This window comes from Luteococcus japonicus (assembly GCF_003752415.1).
Classification (GTDB): domain Bacteria; phylum Actinomycetota; class Actinomycetes; order Propionibacteriales; family Propionibacteriaceae; genus Luteococcus; species Luteococcus japonicus.
Genome location: NZ_RKHG01000001.1, coordinates 191329 through 208463 on the forward strand (window position 1 = coordinate 191329; position 17135 = coordinate 208463).

Below are 17135 nucleotides of genomic sequence, written 5' to 3' on the forward strand. Positions count from 1 at the left end.
GCCTGAAAGCCCGGCTACGACTCCCATTCGATGGAGTGGTAGCCGGGTGCGGCATCGGTCAGTGCGCAATGGAGCGTGGATTCACCACTCAGCACCGGACGGTCCAGCCGGTGACCAGCGCCGTCGCGCGGGAATGCATGGCATCGGAAGTAGTTGCGGGGGGTCTTGTCGACGAAGTCGACGGTGAGGGAGAAGTACTTGGCCGGCATGCCCAACCCGTAGCCGACGGACGTGACGGGCGCGGTGTCGGCAGCGAAGTTCACTTCGTGTTGCGCCATCACGATCGTGTCCCGCTTGACGGGCTGGTCCAAGCCGAATTCCAGCACCGAGAGATCTGGCGAGACCCGGATCTGTCGGCGTAGGGGAGCAATGCCGTCTCCGCGGGCCTCCACGTCGGCCTCGCCGGCCCTGTCCACTGCAATGGCCCAACCCTGGGCCCCCGAGACGACGGCGCGGAAGCCGATCCGGGTGGTGATCGAGCGTTGCCGTCCAGTGCTGTCCACCGTGGCGTGGTGGAAGACCAGCTCGGGACGCCACATCCCCAAGGGGGGAAGGTCGAAGCGCTGCTGCAGGTCCGCGACGAGCGGGTCCTGTTCCAGTCGTGAGACCAGATCCTGCTGCTCCGGTTGGGTGCGGATGGCGGACGTCAGGTGGTTGCGCGGTACCTGGAGCACCGTCTCCAGCGCGTGGACGACGTCGAGGGAGCGGGCCCGGGTGGGCAGTGAACGCCCTGAGCACCAGTAGCTGAGGGTGGCAATGGAGACGGGCTGGCCCAAAGCTGCCAGATGGGCCTTGACCCGGGCCAGGGAGAGGCCGCGCTCGGTGATGGCATTCGTCAGCAGCGTGCTGAACTGCGCATCTTCCACCGAGCCGTCGGGGATGGGTTCCATGCAGGGATTTCCTTCAGCCGCAGGGTTTGGCACGTCTGCCCGAGGTTACCCGATCCAGTAGGCGCGAGCCCGCGCAGGGCTTGGCCGGGGCCGATGCGGCGGTTCGGCCCCGGCGCTCGGCCTCAGCGGCGCGGCGGCGTGCCCTCGGCATTGGCGACGACGGCGTCCATCATCACCCTGACTCCCTTGGCCAGCGCGGGCACCTGCACCACGCGTCGGGCCGGGACACCACCGGGGAAGTACTCCGCATAGGCGGCCTGCAGCTCGTCGAGCTCGCCCAGGTCTGCCACGAAGACGTTCACCTTGACCACGTCGGCCAGGCTGTGTCCGATGCTCTCCACGATGGCCTTGAGGTTGGCCAGGCACTGGCCAGCCTGCTCCTTGGCGCCACCGGCAACCAGTGCACCGGTGGCGTCGAAGGGCAGGAGTGCGGAGACGTTGTTGTAGTGGGAGAAGGCGACGCTCTGGGTGCTCATGGCATCGCGTGGGGCCTGGTCGGTGTTCGCGGCCCAGATGACCAGCCCGTGGCGGTCCTCGACGGCCTGGGGCGGGGTGCCGTCGCCATGGGAGAGCACGGCCTCCACCTGCACTCGGGCGCCCTCCGGGAGCCCGGTGACGGCAACGATGCTGCGGGCCGGCAGGTATCCCGCCGTGCGCGCGATGGCCGAATCGGGGAAGAAGGTGGAGTACACCTCGTCGACGGCGGGCACATCGGCCAGATCGAGCAGGTGGATGGTGATCTTCACGATGTCGTCGAAGGGGGCGTCGATGCCCTCCATGATCGCCTTGATGTTGGCGAGGCACCGGGTGGTCTGTTCCGCGATGCCGCCGGCGACCAGCGTGCCGGTCTCCGGGTCGATCGGCAGCTGCGCCGAGAGGTTGTTGTAGTGCGAGAAGGCGACGCTCTGGGTGGAGCAGGCGTTGCTGGGGGCCTGCGCCACATTGCGCGCGACCTTGACCAGGTCGCCGGGCTGCGGGGCATCGGGGATGGTGCCCACGCCGTTGGAGACGACGGCCTCGATCTGCACCGCTGCCCCCAGCGGCAGGGCCGTCACGGCCAGGTTGGTGCGGGTGGGCAGGTAGTCGCCGTAGAACTCGCCGCAGACCTCGTCGACCGCAGCCAGGTCGGCAATGTCGGTGAGCATCACGGTGAGGCGGATGACGTCGTCGAGGGTGTGGTCGATTCCCTCGATGACGGTCTTGAGGTTGGTGAGGCACTGCCTGGCCTGCTCGGTGATGCCGCCGGCCACGAGCTCCCCGGTGGCGGCCGCGACGGGCAGCTGGGCAGAAAGGTGGTTGTAGTGCGAGAAGGCGACCGTCTGCGAGGAATGTCCCTCGTCGAGGGGAGCCAGGGAGGTGTTGCGCGCGAGCACTGCATTGCTGGGTGCCATGGTGTGCACTCCTTCTTCGTTGGTGTGACGTCTTGCTCCGGGCTGGAGCCGTCGTCGGCATGTACACACCCAAATTCCGCCGACAACACTGGCCGTACGGCAACGCTGCCGTACGGCTCGGCCCGGGAGATCGGGCCTGTCCCAGAATGATACACGCGTACCAGATGATGTGAAGGGGATGTCCCCATGTTCCTGCACGCACGCCCCCGCCCGCTCGGGGTAGATTGGCTGCTCCGCAACGCTGAGAAAGAGGGCGCACCCACCCCATGGTTGACAACTTCGTCCACCTGCACACGCACACCGAGTACTCGATGCTCGACGGTGCCGCGAAGAACTCCAAGCTCTTCGCCGAGGTTGCCCGTCAGGGCATGCCGGCCATCGCCATGACCGACCACGGCAACATGTTCGGTGCCTACGAGTTCCACAAGCTCGGCAAGGACTACGAGGGCGTCAAGGCGATCATCGGCATCGAGGCCTATGTCGCCCCGTCGTCGCGTCACTCACGGTCGCAGGAGTACTGGGCCACCGGCCGGCATGACAGCGGTGACGCCTCGGTGGAGGGCGGCAAGGACGTTTCCGGCGGTGGCCGCTACACCCACATGACCATGTGGGCGCAGAATGCGACGGGTCTTCGCAACCTCTTCCGGTTGAGCTCGCTGGCCAGCTTCGAGGGCTACTACATGAAGCCCCGCATGGACCGGGAGATCATCAGCGAGTGGTCCGAGGGCATCATCGCCACCACCGGCTGCCCGTCCGGCGAGGTGCAGACGCGGCTGCGGCTGGGGCAGTTCGACGAGGCCGTCGCGGCAGCCGCCGCCTACCAGGAGATCTTCGGGCGTGAGAACTACTTCCTGGAGCTGATGGACCACGGCATCGACATCGAGCGCAATGTGCGAGAAGACCTGCTGCGCGTCGCCAAGAAGCTGAACATCCCGCTGCTGGCCACCAACGACTCCCACTACGTCACCGAGGACCAGGCCGACAGCCACGACGACCTGCTGTGCGTGGGCGTGGGCCGCAACAAGGACGACCCCAACCGCTTCCGCTTCAACGGCTCCGGCTACTACATCAAGAGCTCCGAGGAGATGCGCAAGCTCTTCAGTGAGCTGCCGGAGGCGTGCGACAACACCCTCGCGATCGCCGAGCGGATCGAGAGCTACGACGACGTCTTCAAGCACGTCGACCGGATGCCGCAGTTCGACGTCCCCGAGGGGGAGACCCAGAACTCGTGGCTGCGCAAGAAGGTTGCCGAGGGAATCACCGTGCGTTACGGGGAGAACCCCTCGCAGGAGGTGCTGGAGCGCGTCGAGACGGAGCTCAAGGTCATCGAGCCGCTGGGCTTCAGCTCCTACTTCCTGGTGGTCTCCGACATCTGCAATGCCGCCCGGGACATGGGCGTGGCCGTCGGACCGGGGCGAGGATCCGCCGCCGGCTCGATGATCGCCTACCTGACCGGCATCATCCAGGTGGACCCCCTGGAACACGGCCTGCTCTTCGAGCGCTTCCTCAACCCCGAGCGGATCAGCCCGCCCGACATCGACCTCGACTTCGACGACCGCAAGCGTGACAAGGTCATCGACTACGTCACGAACAAGTACGGCGAGGCCTACACCAGCCAGGTCAACACCTTCGGCACCATCAAGGCGAAGGCCGCCGTCAAGGACGCCAACCGCATCCTGGGCTATCCCTTCGGTCTGGGCGACAAGATCACCAAGGCGATGCCCGCCGACGTGATGGGCAAGGGCGTCCCGCTCAAGGACCTGTTCAACGAGAAGCACCCCCGCTATGCGGAGGGCATGGAGATCCGGGAGCTCTACAACACCCAGGCCGACGTCAAGAAGGTCATCGACACGGGCCTGGGCCTGGAGGGCCTGATCCGTGGCACCGGCGTGCACGCCTGCGCCTTCATCCTGTCCAGCGAGAAGCTGCTCGACGTGATCCCGATGCACAAGCGGGACAAGGACGGCATGATCATCGCCGGCTTCGCCTATCCTCAGCTCGAGGAAATGGGCCTGATGAAGATGGACTTCCTGGGCCTGCGCAACCTGGGCATCATGGACCACGCCGTCAAGATCATCAAGCGCAACCAGGGCGTCGACGTCGACGTCTCCACGCTCGCACTGGACGACGAGAAGACCTACCAGCTGCTGGCTCGTGGTGACACGCTGGGCGTCTTCCAGCTCGACGGTGGCGCGATGCGCTCGCTGCTGCGCCAGATGGGGCCGACCGGCTTCGACGACATCACCGCCGTGCTGGCGCTCTACCGTCCCGGGCCGATGGGTGCCAATGCCCACATCGCCTATGCCGAGCGCAAGAACGGGCGCCAGGAGATCATCCCGATCCACCCGGAGCTCAAGGAGGCCCTGGACCCGCTGATCGGTGACACCTTCCACCTGATCGTGTACCAGGAGCAGATCATGGCCATCGCGCGTGCCCTGGCCGGGTACACGCTGGGTGGCGCCGACCTGCTGCGCCGTGCCATGGGCAAGAAGAAGCCCGAGATCCTGGCCAAGGAGTTCGGCCACTTCCAGGAGGGCATGCGCGGCAACGGCTACTCCGACGACGCCATCCAGACCCTGTGGGACGTCATGGTCCCCTTCGCCGGCTACGCCTTCAACAAGTCGCACGCCGCCGGCTACGCCCTGGTCTCCTACTGGACTGCCTGGCTGAAGGCCAACTACCCGGCCGAGTACGGCGCCGCGCTGCTCACCAGCGTGGGCGACGACAAGGACAAGATGGCGATGTACCTGGGCGACATGCGCGCCCAGCGGATCAAGGTGCTGCCGCCCGACGTGAACTCCTCGGAGCTGGAGTTCACCGCCGTCGGCGAGGACATCCGCTTCGGTCTGGGCGCCATCCGCAATGTTGGTGAGCACGTCGTCGAGGGCATCGTCACGGCTCGTGGGGAGCACGGGGCCTACACCGACTTCTACGACTTCCTGGACAAGGTGCCGTTGCAGGTCTGCAACAAGCGGATGATCGAGTCGCTGATCAAGGCCGGAGCCTTCGACGCGCTGGGGCATTCCCGCCGTGCGTTGATGAGCATCTTCGAGGCGGCGGTGGACCAGGTGCTGGACCTCAAGCGCAACCAGGCCAACGGTCAGGATGACCTCTTCGGTGACTTCGGGCTGGCCGCCGACGAGCCGGAGGCGCAACAGCACCACGAGACGGTGCCGGACATGGAGGACTGGGACAAGCGCACCAAGCTCGCCTTCGAACGCGAGATGCTTGGCCTCTATGTTTCCGACCATCCGCTGCAGGGCCTGGAGCACATCCTGGAGTCCGAGCGTGACATCTCCATCGGCAACCTCGTCGCGCCCGACGGGCCGAAGGAGGGGATGATGAGCATCGCCGGGATGATCACCTCCATCCAGCGCAAGCAGACCAAGGCGGGTGCCATCTGGGCGATCCTGCAGGTGGAGGACCTGGAGGCGTCGGTGAACGTGATGTGCTTCCCGAAGGTCTACGAACAGGTACAGATGTACCTGGCGACGGACCAGGTGGTGCGGGTCAAGGGACGGATCCGGGAGAAGGAGGACGCCGTCGAACTGCACTGTCAGGAGCTGTCGGTGCCGGACATCTCCGACGGTCCCACCGGTCCGGTGGTGATCCAGCTGCCCGCCGGCCGCTGCACCCCGCCGGTGGTGGACCAGCTCAAGGAGGTCCTGCACAGCCACCCGGGCATGACGGAGGTTCGGGTGCGTCTGGTCACCCAACAGAGCAGCACCACCTTGTACCGGCTCGACGACACGCTGCGCGTGACCGCATCGCAACCGCTGATGGCGGACCTCAAGGCCTTGCTGGGCCCGTCGTGTCTGGCCAGCTAGTCTTGGCTGGTCAACGTGAGCACGGTGCAGGGGAGGAGGACCGATGAGGGAAGACCAGGTGGGCGCGACGGCGCCGCCGGAACTGCCTCCGACGACCACGGACCTCCTGGCCTCGGCGTCGTCGGCATCCTCGGCGCCTGCGCTGGCCGTGACCGCTTCTCCCGCCACCCCCACCCCGGTGCTCACCGCGCCCTCGGGCACGGACCCGGAGGAGGTGCTTGAGGGCGGGGCCTATCCCGCCACTCCGCGCCTGCCGGTCTTGCTGCACCGGGCCGTCGTCCGCGGGATGCTCGTCTTCCTGCTGATCGCCATGATGCTCGGATGTCTGGCGGGCGCGCTGTGGAACCTGGTGGTGGACCTGCCGGCCTACCACGTGGACTCCGCCGGGAATGCGACCACCTCGGAGCGCGGGCTGACGGCGGTCTTCGCCAGCGATGCCTGGTTCTCGATCTTCGGGCTGGCGCTGGGTCTCACCCTGGGAATCCTTGCCTGGCACTGGTTCCGGCGGATCGGCTGGCCAGTGGTCCTGCTGGCCATGGGTACCGCCACGGTGGCCGGGCTGATGTGCTGGTGGGTCGGGGTCCTGATGGGGCCGCACAACTTCAGTCGGCGCATCGCCCAGGCCTCGCCGGGGGACCTGGTCCCCATCGACTTCAAGCTGCACGCGTGGTCGGCCTTGCTGGTCTGGCCCTTCTTCGCCACCATCCCCGTGCTGCTGCGCGCTTCGCTGGGTGCCGACGAGCAGGTGGCCACACGCCGATGCCGGTCCCGCAAGACCGTGAAGGCGGCCAAGCTCCCAGAGCCGTCGGTGACCGAGGAAGAACCTTCCACCCCGGTACCTCCCCCCGCTGCCTGAACCCTGTTCCCCGAGTCTGTCGAGGGTCAGCGCGTGCGCGCGACGAGGCGACGCATCCGCTGCCCCTGGAGCAGCAGACTGGCCGCCAGACATCCGCCCACGCCCTCTCCGCTGCGCAGCCGCATGGCCAGCAGCGGTTCCAACCCCAGCTCGGTGAGGACAGCGGCATGTGCCGTCTCGCGGCTCTGCTGCCCCGCGATGAGATAGCCCTGCACCGCTGGCTCCATGCGCACGGCCAGAAGCGCGGCGACGCTGGTGGCCAGCCCGTCGAGGACGACGACGGCTCCTGCCCCCGCGGCGCCGAGCACGACGCCCGACAGCACCGCGAACTCACCCCCGCCGAGGGCGGCGAGCAGTTGCATGGGATCGTCGGAGTGCTTGGCGAGCCACCGCTCGCGCGCGCCGGTGACCAGCACGCGCTTTCGGGCCACCATGTCCGCATCGGCGGCGGTGCCCAGGCCCACCGACTGGTCTGCGTCGAGGTCCAACAGGGCGCTGGCCAGGGCAGAGGCGACGGTGGTGTTGCCGATGCCCACTTCCCCGAGGACGACCATGCCCTGTGCGGCTGCCTCGCAGCCCAGCTGCTTCCCATGCTGGATCAGGGCCTCCGCGTCATCGCTCGACAGCGCGTCGGTGGCCAGCAGGTCTCCGCGAGGATCCAGTGGCCGGGCCCCGCGCGCGCCGGCCACGGGTGCCTCGACGCCGGCATCCACGACGAGGGAGGAGAGACCGGCACCAGCGGCGGCCACGGCGCCCATGCCCTGCCCGGCGACATTGGCTCGCATCACGTCGGCGGTGACATGGGTCTCGAAGGAACTGATCCGGTGCGAGGTGACGGGGTGGTCGGCAGCGGCCAGCACCAGGCAGCCTCCGTCGACGCCCTGGGGCCGCACGGCCTCGACGCGGTTGAGGGCGCGGTCCAGGACGCCGAGGGATCCGGGCGTGGTCAGGAGGTCGTCGGCGTCGTCGGTGGCGTGCACGACGCGATCCTGGGCGGGGGCGCGCAGGTGGCTGGTGGGCTTGACGAGACTGTCGTCGGCGGGCCAACGGTCACGCAGCACCACGTCGTCGACGGGGAGCTTCGTGGACCAGGCCAGGCGCTGCAGGCCGGGGGCGGGCGGCCGCTCGTCGGGCCAGCCCAGGCAGAGCCAGCCGAGGGTCTCAACGCCTTCGGGCAGGCCCAGCAGCTCGGCGAGTTCTTCGGGCTGGAAGAGGGTGACCCAGCCCATGCCGAGGCCATGGGCGCGGGCGGTGAGCCACATGTTCTCGATGGCGGCGGCACAGGACCACATGTCGGCGTCGGTGAAGGTGGCCCGGCCCAGCACCCCGACGGCGGGAGCACGGCGATCACAGGCGACGACGAGCCCGAGCGGCGCCTCCCGCAGGCCCTCCAGCTTCAGGTCCAGGAGCTGCTGCCCACGTTCGGGCGCCATCCGGGCGGCCTGCCACAGACGCGACTTGTCCGCCATCGCCGCGGCCCGGTCCCGCAGGGCGGCGTCCTCCACGACGATGAAGCGCCACGGTTGGGAGTGGCCCACCGAGGGCCCAGCGTGCCCGGCCTCGATCACCGCGCGGACCAGCTCCTCCGGCACCGGATCCGGCCGGAAGCGACGGATGTCGCGGCGCGCGGTGAGCACGCTGTCCAGTGCCCGGATGGTCTGCTCGTCGAAGGCCCAGCCCCGTGGGTCCGCCGCCCGTTCGTGGGCGGCGGAGGTGTCCCCGACAGTGGGGACCGGACGGGGGAAACTGGTGGGCTCGGGCATGGCTCCACTCTAGGGAGAAGCCTCTCGGATCCTTGACCTGGGTCAAGGCCTTCGCCAGGCGGGCGTCGTTGACTGGACGTGTGGCCGGGAGATGCCCGGCGAAACGATCCCAGGAGGACGACATGACCGAGCAGACCATCACCCAGACCACCACCACGTCGAGCGACGAGCGGGACCTGCAGGAGGCCGAACACATCCGCAGGCACCATGCCCACCTGGTGGCCGAGCTCGACGGGCTGACCCGTGCCTTCCACGAGGCCCATGATGCGGACACCGATCGGGCCAGGGCTGCGGTGGCCGCCTTCCTGGACGACTCCCTGCTGCCGCATGCACGGGGTGAGGAGGAAACCATCTACCGGGCCGCGGCCGGATTGGAGTCCGGTGCGCCGCTGGTCGACGCGCTGGTGCGGGAGCACCGGTTGATCCAGCAGATGGTGAGCGCCTTCGGCTCTTCGTCTCCCGCCGACGCCCGGGTGTGGGGTCTGGCGATCAGCGAGACCTTCCGCAGCCACCAGGCGAAGGAAGACGAGGTGGTGGTGCCGCTCCTGCTGGCTGCGCCGGGGGTGTCACTGGTCGAGGCGCACGCGGGGCACTGAGCGTCAGGGCTTGTCGGGGACGTTCTCCAGCCTGTCATGGTCCAGGAGGACGATGCGCCCATCCGGCAGGTGACGCACCAGGCCGGTGTCCTGGAAGCTGCCCAGGCGCCGGCTGAGCGTCTCCGGGGTGGTGCCTAGCCAGGCGGCCAGGTCTCGTTTGGTGGAGGGCAGGGTGATGCTGTCTGTACCCTGCTCCTCACTGAGCTGCAGGAGCCGGTCCGCGAGGCGACGGGCCACCGACGTGGTGGAGCTCGCGCCCAGGCGGGACTCCGCGGCCTGCAGGCGGCACGCGAGCGTGGTGGCGAGCTGGAGACCCAGGGCTGGGTTGCCCGAGACGAGGGTGCGGACGTCGTGGGCGGCGAGGCGGCAGATCTCGGCGTCCTGCATCGCGGTGGCCAGGTGCTCCGGTGGCGCGTCGGTCAGCACGGCCGTCTCGCCGAGGAAGTCCCCGCCGTCGAGGATGCGCAGCACGTGTTCCGACCCGGAGGAGGCCAGGCGGGTGACCCGGACGCGCCCGCGATGCATCACGAACAGCGCCGCGTCGTCGCCGGGGCCTTGGATGCGCTCGCCCCGTTGGAAGCGACGGCTGGTGGCCAGGTCCGCGACCTGGGCCAGCGTCTGGGCGTCGAGTCCGCTGAACAGGGGCACCCGGGAGACGCAGGCGCGTCGATGGTCGGTGTCTATGGCTCCACCGTAGGTGGTGTGGTCGTCCGGTGGGGCCGACGGCGTGTCTCGTCGCGTCGAGTATGAGCCCCACCGGGATACCACGGTGGACCCGTTGGCGTCAGGGTACGCGGGGTGTGACGGGGTTGTGGATCATCCAGGAGCGTGAGGGCGTGACCAAGTAGGCGAAACCGTCGGGGGAACGCCAGAAGAACATGCCCGGAGCCAGCTGTCTCAACAACCAGCCGCCGTGGGTCTTGGCCCGGTGCACGGTTCGGGACAGCGGACCGAGGTTGTCCGGCCGGGTCGCTGGGGGTTCGGCCGCCGGGGCTGGGGGTGGTGGATGCCAGGGTTCGGTGTGGTCCAGATCGCATGTCTGGGCCGGCTTCTTCGAGCCGGGGAAGACCTCATACGGATTCCGGGACGTGACGACCTGCCGCATCCGCGCACTGACCTCGTAGGAGTCCGACGGGGTGATGTTCGTGGCATCCACCACGGGCCTCACCGTGATCCGGGTGTTCTGCAGCAGGTCGGCCATCCACTCCGCCAGGACGGGACCACAGCGCTCCACCCGCGCCACACCATCCATCTCCGCGACGGTGTTCTCCTCCACATGCACCACCACCGTGGCCTTCGGAAGCAGCAACTCGGGGTCTACGGTGACAGCACCACAGGTGTGACCACGCAGACCTGCTGCAGGGCAGGAATCCGCGCCCTGGTCCTCGGACACCGCGTCATCGAACGGCAGCTCGGGATCATCCGCGGCATCCAGCAGGCTGGCCTGCAACAACTGCAAGGCCCGCGCCGGAGTGGCCAAGATCCCCAACGCGGTCGAGCGCCGCACATCACGGGAATCGGTCGACCCGCCCTGGGCGAGGATCCCCGCCACCCGGTCCAACTGCGCATCCAGGAAGATCCCATCCGCAGCATTCACCACCCCCGCCACATCGCTCACGCCGAAACCGGACTGACCGATCCACACCCCACGCGACGCCTGCGCCCGCTCATAGTCGTCCTGCGCCTGCTCGGCGGGAGTGAGCTCAAGCACGAGACCCTCAGCGGTCGCGATCAACCTGTACGCCGAGACACCCTCCACCAACGACGCCAACTCCCGATCCAGCTGCAACGCCTGCTGCAGGGGCAGGCTGGCGGTCTTCGCGACGATTGCCCGGGCGACGCCCACCCGCAGGAACCCGTCCCGCATCTTCTGCCACACCTTCGGCAACCGGTGCCGCAAGGACAACGCATCCCCGATCAGACAGTCCGCCGCCTCCCGGGTGATGTTCAACGCCGCCGCAATCTCCAACGACGCGAACTCCGCCACCTCCGGCGTCCCGTCATGACCTGGCCGCACCGACTTCTCCCCGAACAACACCACAGCCGAACCGGCCGGCTGCTGTTGCTGCTCGACGGCCTCTCCGGGATGCAGGTCCGCGAAGTGAGCGGCCAACTCGAACTCCTCGGCCTCGGCCATCCACGCCCGACGACGCGCGGACAGCATCGCATCGACCGTCTGTGCCGAGGTCAGATCCTGCATCACGCACCTCCCCCGAGAGCGTCGAAACCATTTCGAATGATGTTTCTATTCTATGGTTCGCGAACAAAATATGACAAGCAGTTTCATGTGGATTCGTGGGAACTTCCACAGCGCCGGGGACCATCTTGTTCAGGAGCCTGGCGTCGCCGCTCGGTGCAACAAGAGTCGCCCGGTGCACGACCAGACGTGCCCCGCCCTCGAGGGGAGCGGGGACCAGGTGAGGGTGGCCGGACGCGGCAGGGCCTCAGGCGCCCCACAGCGCCATGGCGATGAACCAGTACAGGGGGAGTGCGAGCAGTCCCACCACGAGGCTCGTGGTGGCCCAGCCCACTCGCGATGCTCCGTCCAGGCGACGGTCAACGGCGGCCAGCAGGGCGCCCAGCGCCCCCAGGAGGACTGGCCCGAAGGCCAGCAGCCCCATAGCCATCTCGAGCTCGACGATCTTCCAGACCACCACGAGCCCCGGGAACCACCCGAGGGCGGCCACCAGACAGCCCACGGTTCCCCACGGAACTGCGCGGCGGGCAGGAGCGGGGCTGGTCATGTGGGAGAGCCTATGCTCCGCTGCGTGTCAGGCCATGGATCACCGGGCGATGGCGACGAAGCTCGCGCGGGTGACACGCGCCAGGTCGGCGGGGGAGAGCTCCACCTGCAGGCCCCGCTTGCCGGCCGAGACCATCATTGTGGCGAATGCCTGCGCGGAGGCGTCGATGAAGGTGGGCAGGGACTTCCTCTGACCCAGCGGGGAGATCCCGCCCACCACATAGCCCGTCGTGCGTTCCGCCACGGCGTGGTCGGCCAGCGCCGCCCTCTTCGCCCCGGCCTCGGAGGCCAGGGCCTTGAGGTCCAGCTGCTGGGCCACCGGGACGACGGCCACCACCAGCGGTGACGGGCCGCCGGTGCATGCCACCACGAGGGTCTTGAAGACCTGATGCGGATCCTGCCCCAAGGCCAGGACCGCCTCGTCACCGAAGTGCACATTGGCCGGGTCGTGCTCGTAGGGCAGCAAGGTGTGCGGCACCTTGGCGCGGTCGAGTGCCTTGGTGGCAGGAGTTCCCGTGGACATGGGCCGAGGTCCTTTCAGGAGGCGAGCTGGACGAACCAGACGAACAGGGGAGCGCAGACCAGCGCGGGCAACATGTCTGCGACGCGCATCGGCTTGAGGCCCATCAGTCGGATGGACAAGGCCATCAGCACGACACCGCCGGCAACCGTCAGGGCGTCGATCTGTGCGGCGGGCAGCACATCACCCAGCAAGGCCCCGACCAGCGTCAACGTTCCCTGGTACAGGGCGACGGCGACGGCCGAGAGCATCACCCCGACGCCCAGTGAGGAGGCGAAGGCCACCGCGGCGAAGCCGTCCAGCACTCCCTTGACCAGCAGCTGTTCAGAGCCGCGCCCCAGCCCGTCGGACAGGGCCCCGAGGATGGCCAAGGGTCCGACGCAGAAGACAAGCGTGGCGGTGACGAAACCGTCGATGAAGTGGTGGTCACCCTCGGCGCCCACCCGGGAGCGGACCCAGCGTCCGAGGTCATCCATCCGCTCCTCCAGCCGGAGCACCGAACCGATCAGGGATCCGATCACCAGGGCCAGCAGGATCACCACCAGGGCGGCTCCATTGCCCACGGCAGCGTTGAGGGGTTCCTGCACCAGCGGCCGGATGGACAAGGCGCCGATCACCAGCACGACCAGAGAGAGCACATCGGTGACGGTGGCGGCGGTGCGCTGGCTCAGCCGCCCGCCCAGGGCCAGGCCCGCCAGAGAACCGAGGATGATGAGCACCACGTTGACCGCGGTGCCCATCCCGATGAAGCCGTGCTGCAGGAAGTTCACCGATGCATCCCACCACAAGGTCGCCGTCGAAGAATGCCAGTCCCGCTCACTAGACTCGGCCGCGTGCCTGACAACTACCTTCTGCGAACCATCGACCTGACCGGCTCCGGACAGGGCTCCGAGCCCTTCGACTACCGCGCCGCCGTCCCGCGCGCCGCCTTCGACGTGGAGCACGCCGTGGAGAAGGTCCGCCCGATCTGCGACACGGTCGCCTCTGAGGGCGCTGCCGCGCTCGTGCGCTTCGCAGAGCAGTTCGACAAGGTGACACCGAAGCACTTGCGCGTCCCGGCAGAGGTGCTGGCGCAGTGCGCCGAGCAGCTCGATCCCAAGCTGCGCGCGGCCTTCGAGGAGTCCATCACGCGCCGCCGCCAGGTGTGCGAGCTGGCGGAGAAGGAGACCTCCTCACCCAGCGTGACGGTCGCGCAGGGGGCCATGGTCACCCAGCGCATCATCCCCGTCCATCGCGTCGGGCTCTACGTGCCGGGTGGTCTGGCTCCGCTGGCCAGCTCCGTGATCATGAACGTGGTGCCGGCCCAGGTGGCCGGAGTGTCCTCCATCGCCGTGACCAGCCCGCCACAGGCAGAGTTCGACGGGCTGCCACACCCCAACATCCTGGCCCTGTGTCACATCCTGGGCGTCGACGAGGTCTATGCCGTGGGCGGTGCCCAGGCCATCGCGATGTTCGCGCACGGGGTTCCCGGGTTGTGCGAGCGGGTGGACATGGTCACCGGCCCGGGCAACATCTACGTCGTCGCCGCCAAGCGGCTGATGCGCGGCACGGTGGGCATCGACTCCGAGGCCGGGCCGACGGAGATCATGATCCTGGCCGACGAGACCGCCAATCCCGAGCACGTCGCGGCAGACCTGATCAGCCAGGCAGAGCACGACCCGATGGCGGGCTCCGTGCTGGTCACCGATTCGGCCGCGCTGGCCGACGCCGTGCAGCGCGCCACCGCCACTCAAGCGGCCGCCACCCGGCACGCCGAGCGCGTGCACACCGCCCTGACCGGCGAGCAGTCCGGCATCGTGCTGGTGCGCGACCTCCAGCAGGGCCTGCTGGTCTGCGACGCGTACGCCGCCGAGCACCTCGAGGTGCAGACCCGGGATGCGGAGCAGTGGGCCGCCCGGGTGCGCAATGCCGGCGCCATCTTCGTCGGAGGTTGGTCTCCCGTCTCGTTGGGTGACTACTCCGCCGGCTCCACCCACGTGCTGCCCACCGCCGGCTGCGCCTGCCACAGCTCCGGACTGAGCGTGCGCAGCTTCATGAAGGCCGTGCACGTCATCAACTACAACCAGGAAGCCCTGATGGAGCTCGCCGACAGCGTGGAGACCTTCGCGCTGGCCGAGAACCTGCCCGGCCACGCCAACGCCATCACCGTGCGTCGCCCCAAGACGTCGCAGGACCAGGACCAGGAGGCCCAGGCATGAGCGAGAAGTTCACCCCGATCACCCTCGACGAACTGCCCCTGAGGCCCGAGCTGGTCGGGGAGGAGCCCTATGGCGCCCCCCAGCTGGACGTCCCGGTCTGCCTGAACGTCAACGAGAACCCCTACCCGCCCAGCGACGCGGTCCGGGAGCAGATGGGCAAGGCCATCGCCGAGTCGGCCCGCACCGTCAACCGTTACCCGGACCGGGAGGCCATTGAGCTGCGCACCGCCCTGGCCACCTATCTGGGCTTCGGGCTGGGGACGGACAACATCTGGGCGGCCAATGGCTCGAATGAGGTGATGACGCACCTGCTGCAGGCCTTCGGTGGTCCCGGCCGCACCGTGCTGGGCTTCAGCCCCACCTACTCGATGTATCCCGAGTACGCTCGCAACACACTCACGAACTACGTGGCCGTGCCGCGCAGCGAGGACTTCCGGATCGAGGCCGACGCCGTGCTGGCCGCCGTCGAGGAGCACCGGGCCGACATCATCCTGATCACCACGCCCAACAACCCGACCGGCACCACGACTCCCGTGAGCGTCATCGACGAGATCTGCACCCGGCTGGCCGAGGTCAGGCCCGACTGCATCGTCGTGGTCGACGAGGCCTACCAGGAGTTCACGGAGTTCCCGGAGGACTCGGCGCTGGCACTGCTGCCACGGCACCAACACCTGGTGGTGAGCCGCACCATGAGCAAGGCCTTCGCCTACGCCGGCGGACGCCTGGGCTACCTGGCCGCCACGCCCGCCATTGTGGACGCCTGCCGCATCGTGCGCCTTCCCTACCACCTGTCGGGCGCCTCCCAGGCGATCGCCCTGGTGGCGCTGGCGAACTCCCGGGAGATGCTGCACCGGGTCGACGCGCTGCGCGAGCAGTGCCAGCTCCTGCAGCAATGGCTTCGCGAGCAGGGCTACGACGTGGTCCCCAGCCAGGCCAACTTCTGCCTCTTCGGCCGCTTCGAGGACCGGCACGAGGTGTGGCAGAAGTTGCTGGACCGGGGCGTGCTGATCCGTGAGACCGGGCCGGACGGATTTCTGCGCGTCTCGGCCGGGACGCCCCGGGAGATGAAGGCCTTCCGTGAAGCCCTGACCGCCATCGCCCCGACCATCACCAAGGAGACCCGATGAGCCGCACCGCCACCGTGGAGCGCACCACCAGCGAGTCCACCATCAAGGTCTCGATCGACCTGGACGGCACCGGTGCCAGCACCATCAGCACCGGCGTCGGCTTCTACGACCACATGCTCACTGCACTGAGCAAGCACTCCGGCATCGACATGGAGGTCAGCTGCACCGGCGACGTGCACATCGACGGCCACCACAGCGTCGAGGACACGGCCATCGCGCTCGGGCAGGCCCTGCGACAGGCACTGGGGGACAAGGACGGCATCACGCGCTACGGCGATGCGATGGTCCCGCTCGACGAGGCCCTGGCCCAGTGCGTCGTCGACGTCGCCGGCCGTCCCTACTGCGTGTGCACCGGCGAACCCGAGGGACAGGTCTACGCCCTGATCGGCGGCTCCGGCGTGCCCTATGCCGGCTCGATGACCTACCACGTCTTCGAGTCCTTCGCCCTCAACGCCGGCCTGTGCATCCACATGCGCCTGCTGGCGGGCCGCGATCCGCACCACATCGTCGAGGCGGAGTTCAAGGCACTGGCCCGGGCGCTGCGTACTGCCATCCGGCTGGATCCCAGCGTAAAGGGCATCCCCAGCACCAAGGGCACGCTGTGAGGGTAGGCGTCCTGGACTACGGCTCGGGAAACCTCCACTCCGCCTGTCGCGCCCTGGAATCCGCCGGGGCCACCGTCGTGCTGAGCAGTGACCATGCGGCCCTGCGGGCCTGTGGGCGGCTGCTGGTGCCGGGCGTCGGTGCCTTCGCGGCGTGCATGCAGGGGCTGCTGGCCGTGGGCGGCGACGACCTGGTGGCGCAGTGGGTGGCCGACGAGAAGCCGCTGCTGGGCATCTGCGTCGGACATCAGATCCTGTTCCGTGAGGGCACCGAGCACGGAACGCGGAGCGACGGTCTGGCGATCTTCGGAGGCACCGTCGAGCCATTGCGTTCCACCCGTCTGCCGCACATGGGGTGGAACGGGATCGAGGCACCGCAGGGTACGACGCTCTTCGACGGTCTGGGGAACGAACGCTTCTACTTCGTCCACTCCTACGGTGTGCACGAGGCCCCCGCAGATTGCCTTGTCACGTGGGCAGAGCACGGGGGAGACCGGTTCGTCGCCGCGGTGGAGCGCGGAGCGGTCAGCTCCACCCAGTTCCACCCGGAGAAGTCCGGTCAGGCAGGCGCTCGGTTGCTGCGCAACTGGCTGACCACGGCACGCTGAGGGCCGGGTTCCTG

The 17135-nt window shown here is 68.4% G+C and carries 15 protein-coding genes; 7 read left to right on the forward strand and 8 right to left on the reverse strand.

Annotated features, from left to right (window positions below; all coding sequences use genetic code 11):
- Positions 1-14 precede the first annotated feature (14 nt).
- Positions 15-890, reverse strand: a complete 876-nt coding sequence (locus tag EDD41_RS00875; RefSeq protein ID WP_123574653.1) for a hypothetical protein — start codon at positions 888-890, stop codon at positions 15-17.
- A gap of 122 nt (positions 891-1012) precedes the next feature.
- Positions 1013-2281 (reverse strand): RidA family protein, encoded by a 1269-nt coding sequence (locus tag EDD41_RS00880; RefSeq protein ID WP_123576749.1) that lies wholly within the window; start codon positions 2279-2281, stop codon positions 1013-1015.
- Positions 2282-2547: 266 nt separating this feature from the next.
- On the opposite strand from EDD41_RS00880, the gene dnaE reads away from it, so the two are divergent.
- Together dnaE and EDD41_RS00890 are read left to right on the forward strand one after the other, a co-directional pair.
- Positions 2548-6108, forward strand: coding sequence for a DNA polymerase III subunit alpha (gene dnaE, locus EDD41_RS00885; RefSeq protein WP_123574654.1), 3561 nt, complete (start codon positions 2548-2550; stop codon positions 6106-6108).
- Between the two features lie 43 nt (positions 6109-6151).
- Positions 6152-6964 (forward strand): hypothetical protein, encoded by an 813-nt coding sequence (locus EDD41_RS00890; protein ID WP_123574655.1) that lies wholly within the window; start codon positions 6152-6154, stop codon positions 6962-6964.
- Between the two features lie 26 nt (positions 6965-6990).
- Here EDD41_RS00890 and bluB read toward each other — a convergent pair whose 3' ends face one another.
- Positions 6991-8727 carry a 5,6-dimethylbenzimidazole synthase gene (gene bluB / locus EDD41_RS00895; protein WP_123574656.1) on the reverse strand — a complete coding sequence of 579 codons (1737 nt, stop codon included), beginning with the start codon at positions 8725-8727 and terminating at the stop codon, positions 6991-6993.
- Between the two features lie 122 nt (positions 8728-8849).
- Between bluB and EDD41_RS00900 the strand changes: the two genes are divergently transcribed.
- Entirely contained in the window at positions 8850-9323 is a 474-nt protein-coding gene (locus EDD41_RS00900; protein ID WP_123574657.1) for a hemerythrin domain-containing protein, read from the forward strand.
- 3 nt (positions 9324-9326) lie between these two features.
- Here EDD41_RS00900 and EDD41_RS00905 read toward each other — a convergent pair whose 3' ends face one another.
- The 5 genes from EDD41_RS00905 to EDD41_RS00925 all read right to left on the reverse strand — a co-directional run bounded on the left by EDD41_RS00905 (position 9327) and on the right by EDD41_RS00925 (position 13356).
- The gene (locus tag EDD41_RS00905; RefSeq protein WP_170165179.1) at positions 9327-9971 is read right to left on the reverse strand and encodes a Crp/Fnr family transcriptional regulator; all 645 of its coding nucleotides are present in this window, start codon (positions 9969-9971) and stop codon (positions 9327-9329) included.
- A 136-nt stretch (positions 9972-10107) separates the two neighbouring features.
- Positions 10108-11523 carry an HNH endonuclease signature motif containing protein gene (locus tag EDD41_RS00910; protein WP_123574659.1) on the reverse strand — a complete coding sequence of 472 codons (1416 nt, stop codon included), beginning with the start codon at positions 11521-11523 and terminating at the stop codon, positions 10108-10110.
- Between the two features lie 244 nt (positions 11524-11767).
- Positions 11768-12067 (reverse strand): hypothetical protein, encoded by a 300-nt coding sequence (locus EDD41_RS00915; RefSeq protein ID WP_148060428.1) that lies wholly within the window; start codon positions 12065-12067, stop codon positions 11768-11770.
- Positions 12068-12106: 39 nt separating this feature from the next.
- Entirely contained in the window at positions 12107-12589 is a 483-nt protein-coding gene (gene ybaK, locus EDD41_RS00920; RefSeq protein ID WP_094764651.1) for a Cys-tRNA(Pro) deacylase, read from the reverse strand.
- Positions 12590-12603: 14 nt separating this feature from the next.
- The gene (locus EDD41_RS00925) at positions 12604-13356 is read right to left on the reverse strand and encodes a DUF554 domain-containing protein (RefSeq protein WP_245995482.1); all 753 of its coding nucleotides are present in this window, start codon (positions 13354-13356) and stop codon (positions 12604-12606) included.
- A gap of 63 nt (positions 13357-13419) precedes the next feature.
- Between EDD41_RS00925 and hisD the strand changes: the two genes are divergently transcribed.
- From hisD to hisH, 4 genes are read left to right on the forward strand one after another with little or no spacing between them, the layout of a single operon-like run.
- Positions 13420-14784, forward strand: coding sequence for a histidinol dehydrogenase (hisD, locus tag EDD41_RS00930; protein ID WP_370596997.1), 1365 nt, complete (start codon positions 13420-13422; stop codon positions 14782-14784).
- A complete protein-coding gene (locus tag EDD41_RS00935; protein ID WP_094764649.1) occupies positions 14781-15911 on the forward strand; it encodes a histidinol-phosphate transaminase in 1131 nt (376 codons plus the stop codon). Before hisD ends, EDD41_RS00935 begins: the two co-directional genes overlap by 4 nt.
- The gene (hisB, locus tag EDD41_RS00940; RefSeq protein ID WP_123574661.1) at positions 15908-16516 is read left to right on the forward strand and encodes an imidazoleglycerol-phosphate dehydratase HisB; all 609 of its coding nucleotides are present in this window, start codon (positions 15908-15910) and stop codon (positions 16514-16516) included. The genes EDD41_RS00935 and hisB overlap by 4 nt, the downstream gene beginning before the upstream one ends.
- Positions 16513-17121, forward strand: a complete 609-nt coding sequence (gene hisH / locus EDD41_RS00945; RefSeq protein ID WP_123574662.1) for an imidazole glycerol phosphate synthase subunit HisH — start codon at positions 16513-16515, stop codon at positions 17119-17121. Before hisB ends, hisH begins: the two co-directional genes overlap by 4 nt.
- The last annotated feature ends 14 nt before the right edge of the window (positions 17122-17135 follow it).

Coding starts and splice junctions, on each gene's coding strand:
- EDD41_RS00890 (WP_123574655.1), top strand. CDS start 6,152: ATGAGGGAAGACCAGGTGGGCGCGACGGCGCCGCCGGAACTGCCTCCG.
- EDD41_RS00915 (WP_148060428.1), bottom strand. CDS start 12,067: ATGACCAGCCCCGCTCCTGCCCGCCGCGCAGTTCCGTGGGGAACCGTG.
- EDD41_RS00900 (WP_123574657.1), top strand. CDS start 8,850: ATGACCGAGCAGACCATCACCCAGACCACCACCACGTCGAGCGACGAG.
- EDD41_RS00880 (WP_123576749.1), bottom strand. CDS start 2,281: ATGGCACCCAGCAATGCAGTGCTCGCGCGCAACACCTCCCTGGCTCCC.
- hisB (WP_123574661.1), top strand. CDS start 15,908: ATGAGCCGCACCGCCACCGTGGAGCGCACCACCAGCGAGTCCACCATC.
- EDD41_RS00875 (WP_123574653.1), bottom strand. CDS start 890: ATGGAACCCATCCCCGACGGCTCGGTGGAAGATGCGCAGTTCAGCACG.
- dnaE (WP_123574654.1), top strand. CDS start 2,548: ATGGTTGACAACTTCGTCCACCTGCACACGCACACCGAGTACTCGATG.
- EDD41_RS00910 (WP_123574659.1), bottom strand. CDS start 11,523: ATGCAGGATCTGACCTCGGCACAGACGGTCGATGCGATGCTGTCCGCG.
- bluB (WP_123574656.1), bottom strand. CDS start 8,727: ATGCCCGAGCCCACCAGTTTCCCCCGTCCGGTCCCCACTGTCGGGGAC.
- EDD41_RS00935 (WP_094764649.1), top strand. CDS start 14,781: ATGAGCGAGAAGTTCACCCCGATCACCCTCGACGAACTGCCCCTGAGG.
- ybaK (WP_094764651.1), bottom strand. CDS start 12,589: ATGTCCACGGGAACTCCTGCCACCAAGGCACTCGACCGCGCCAAGGTG.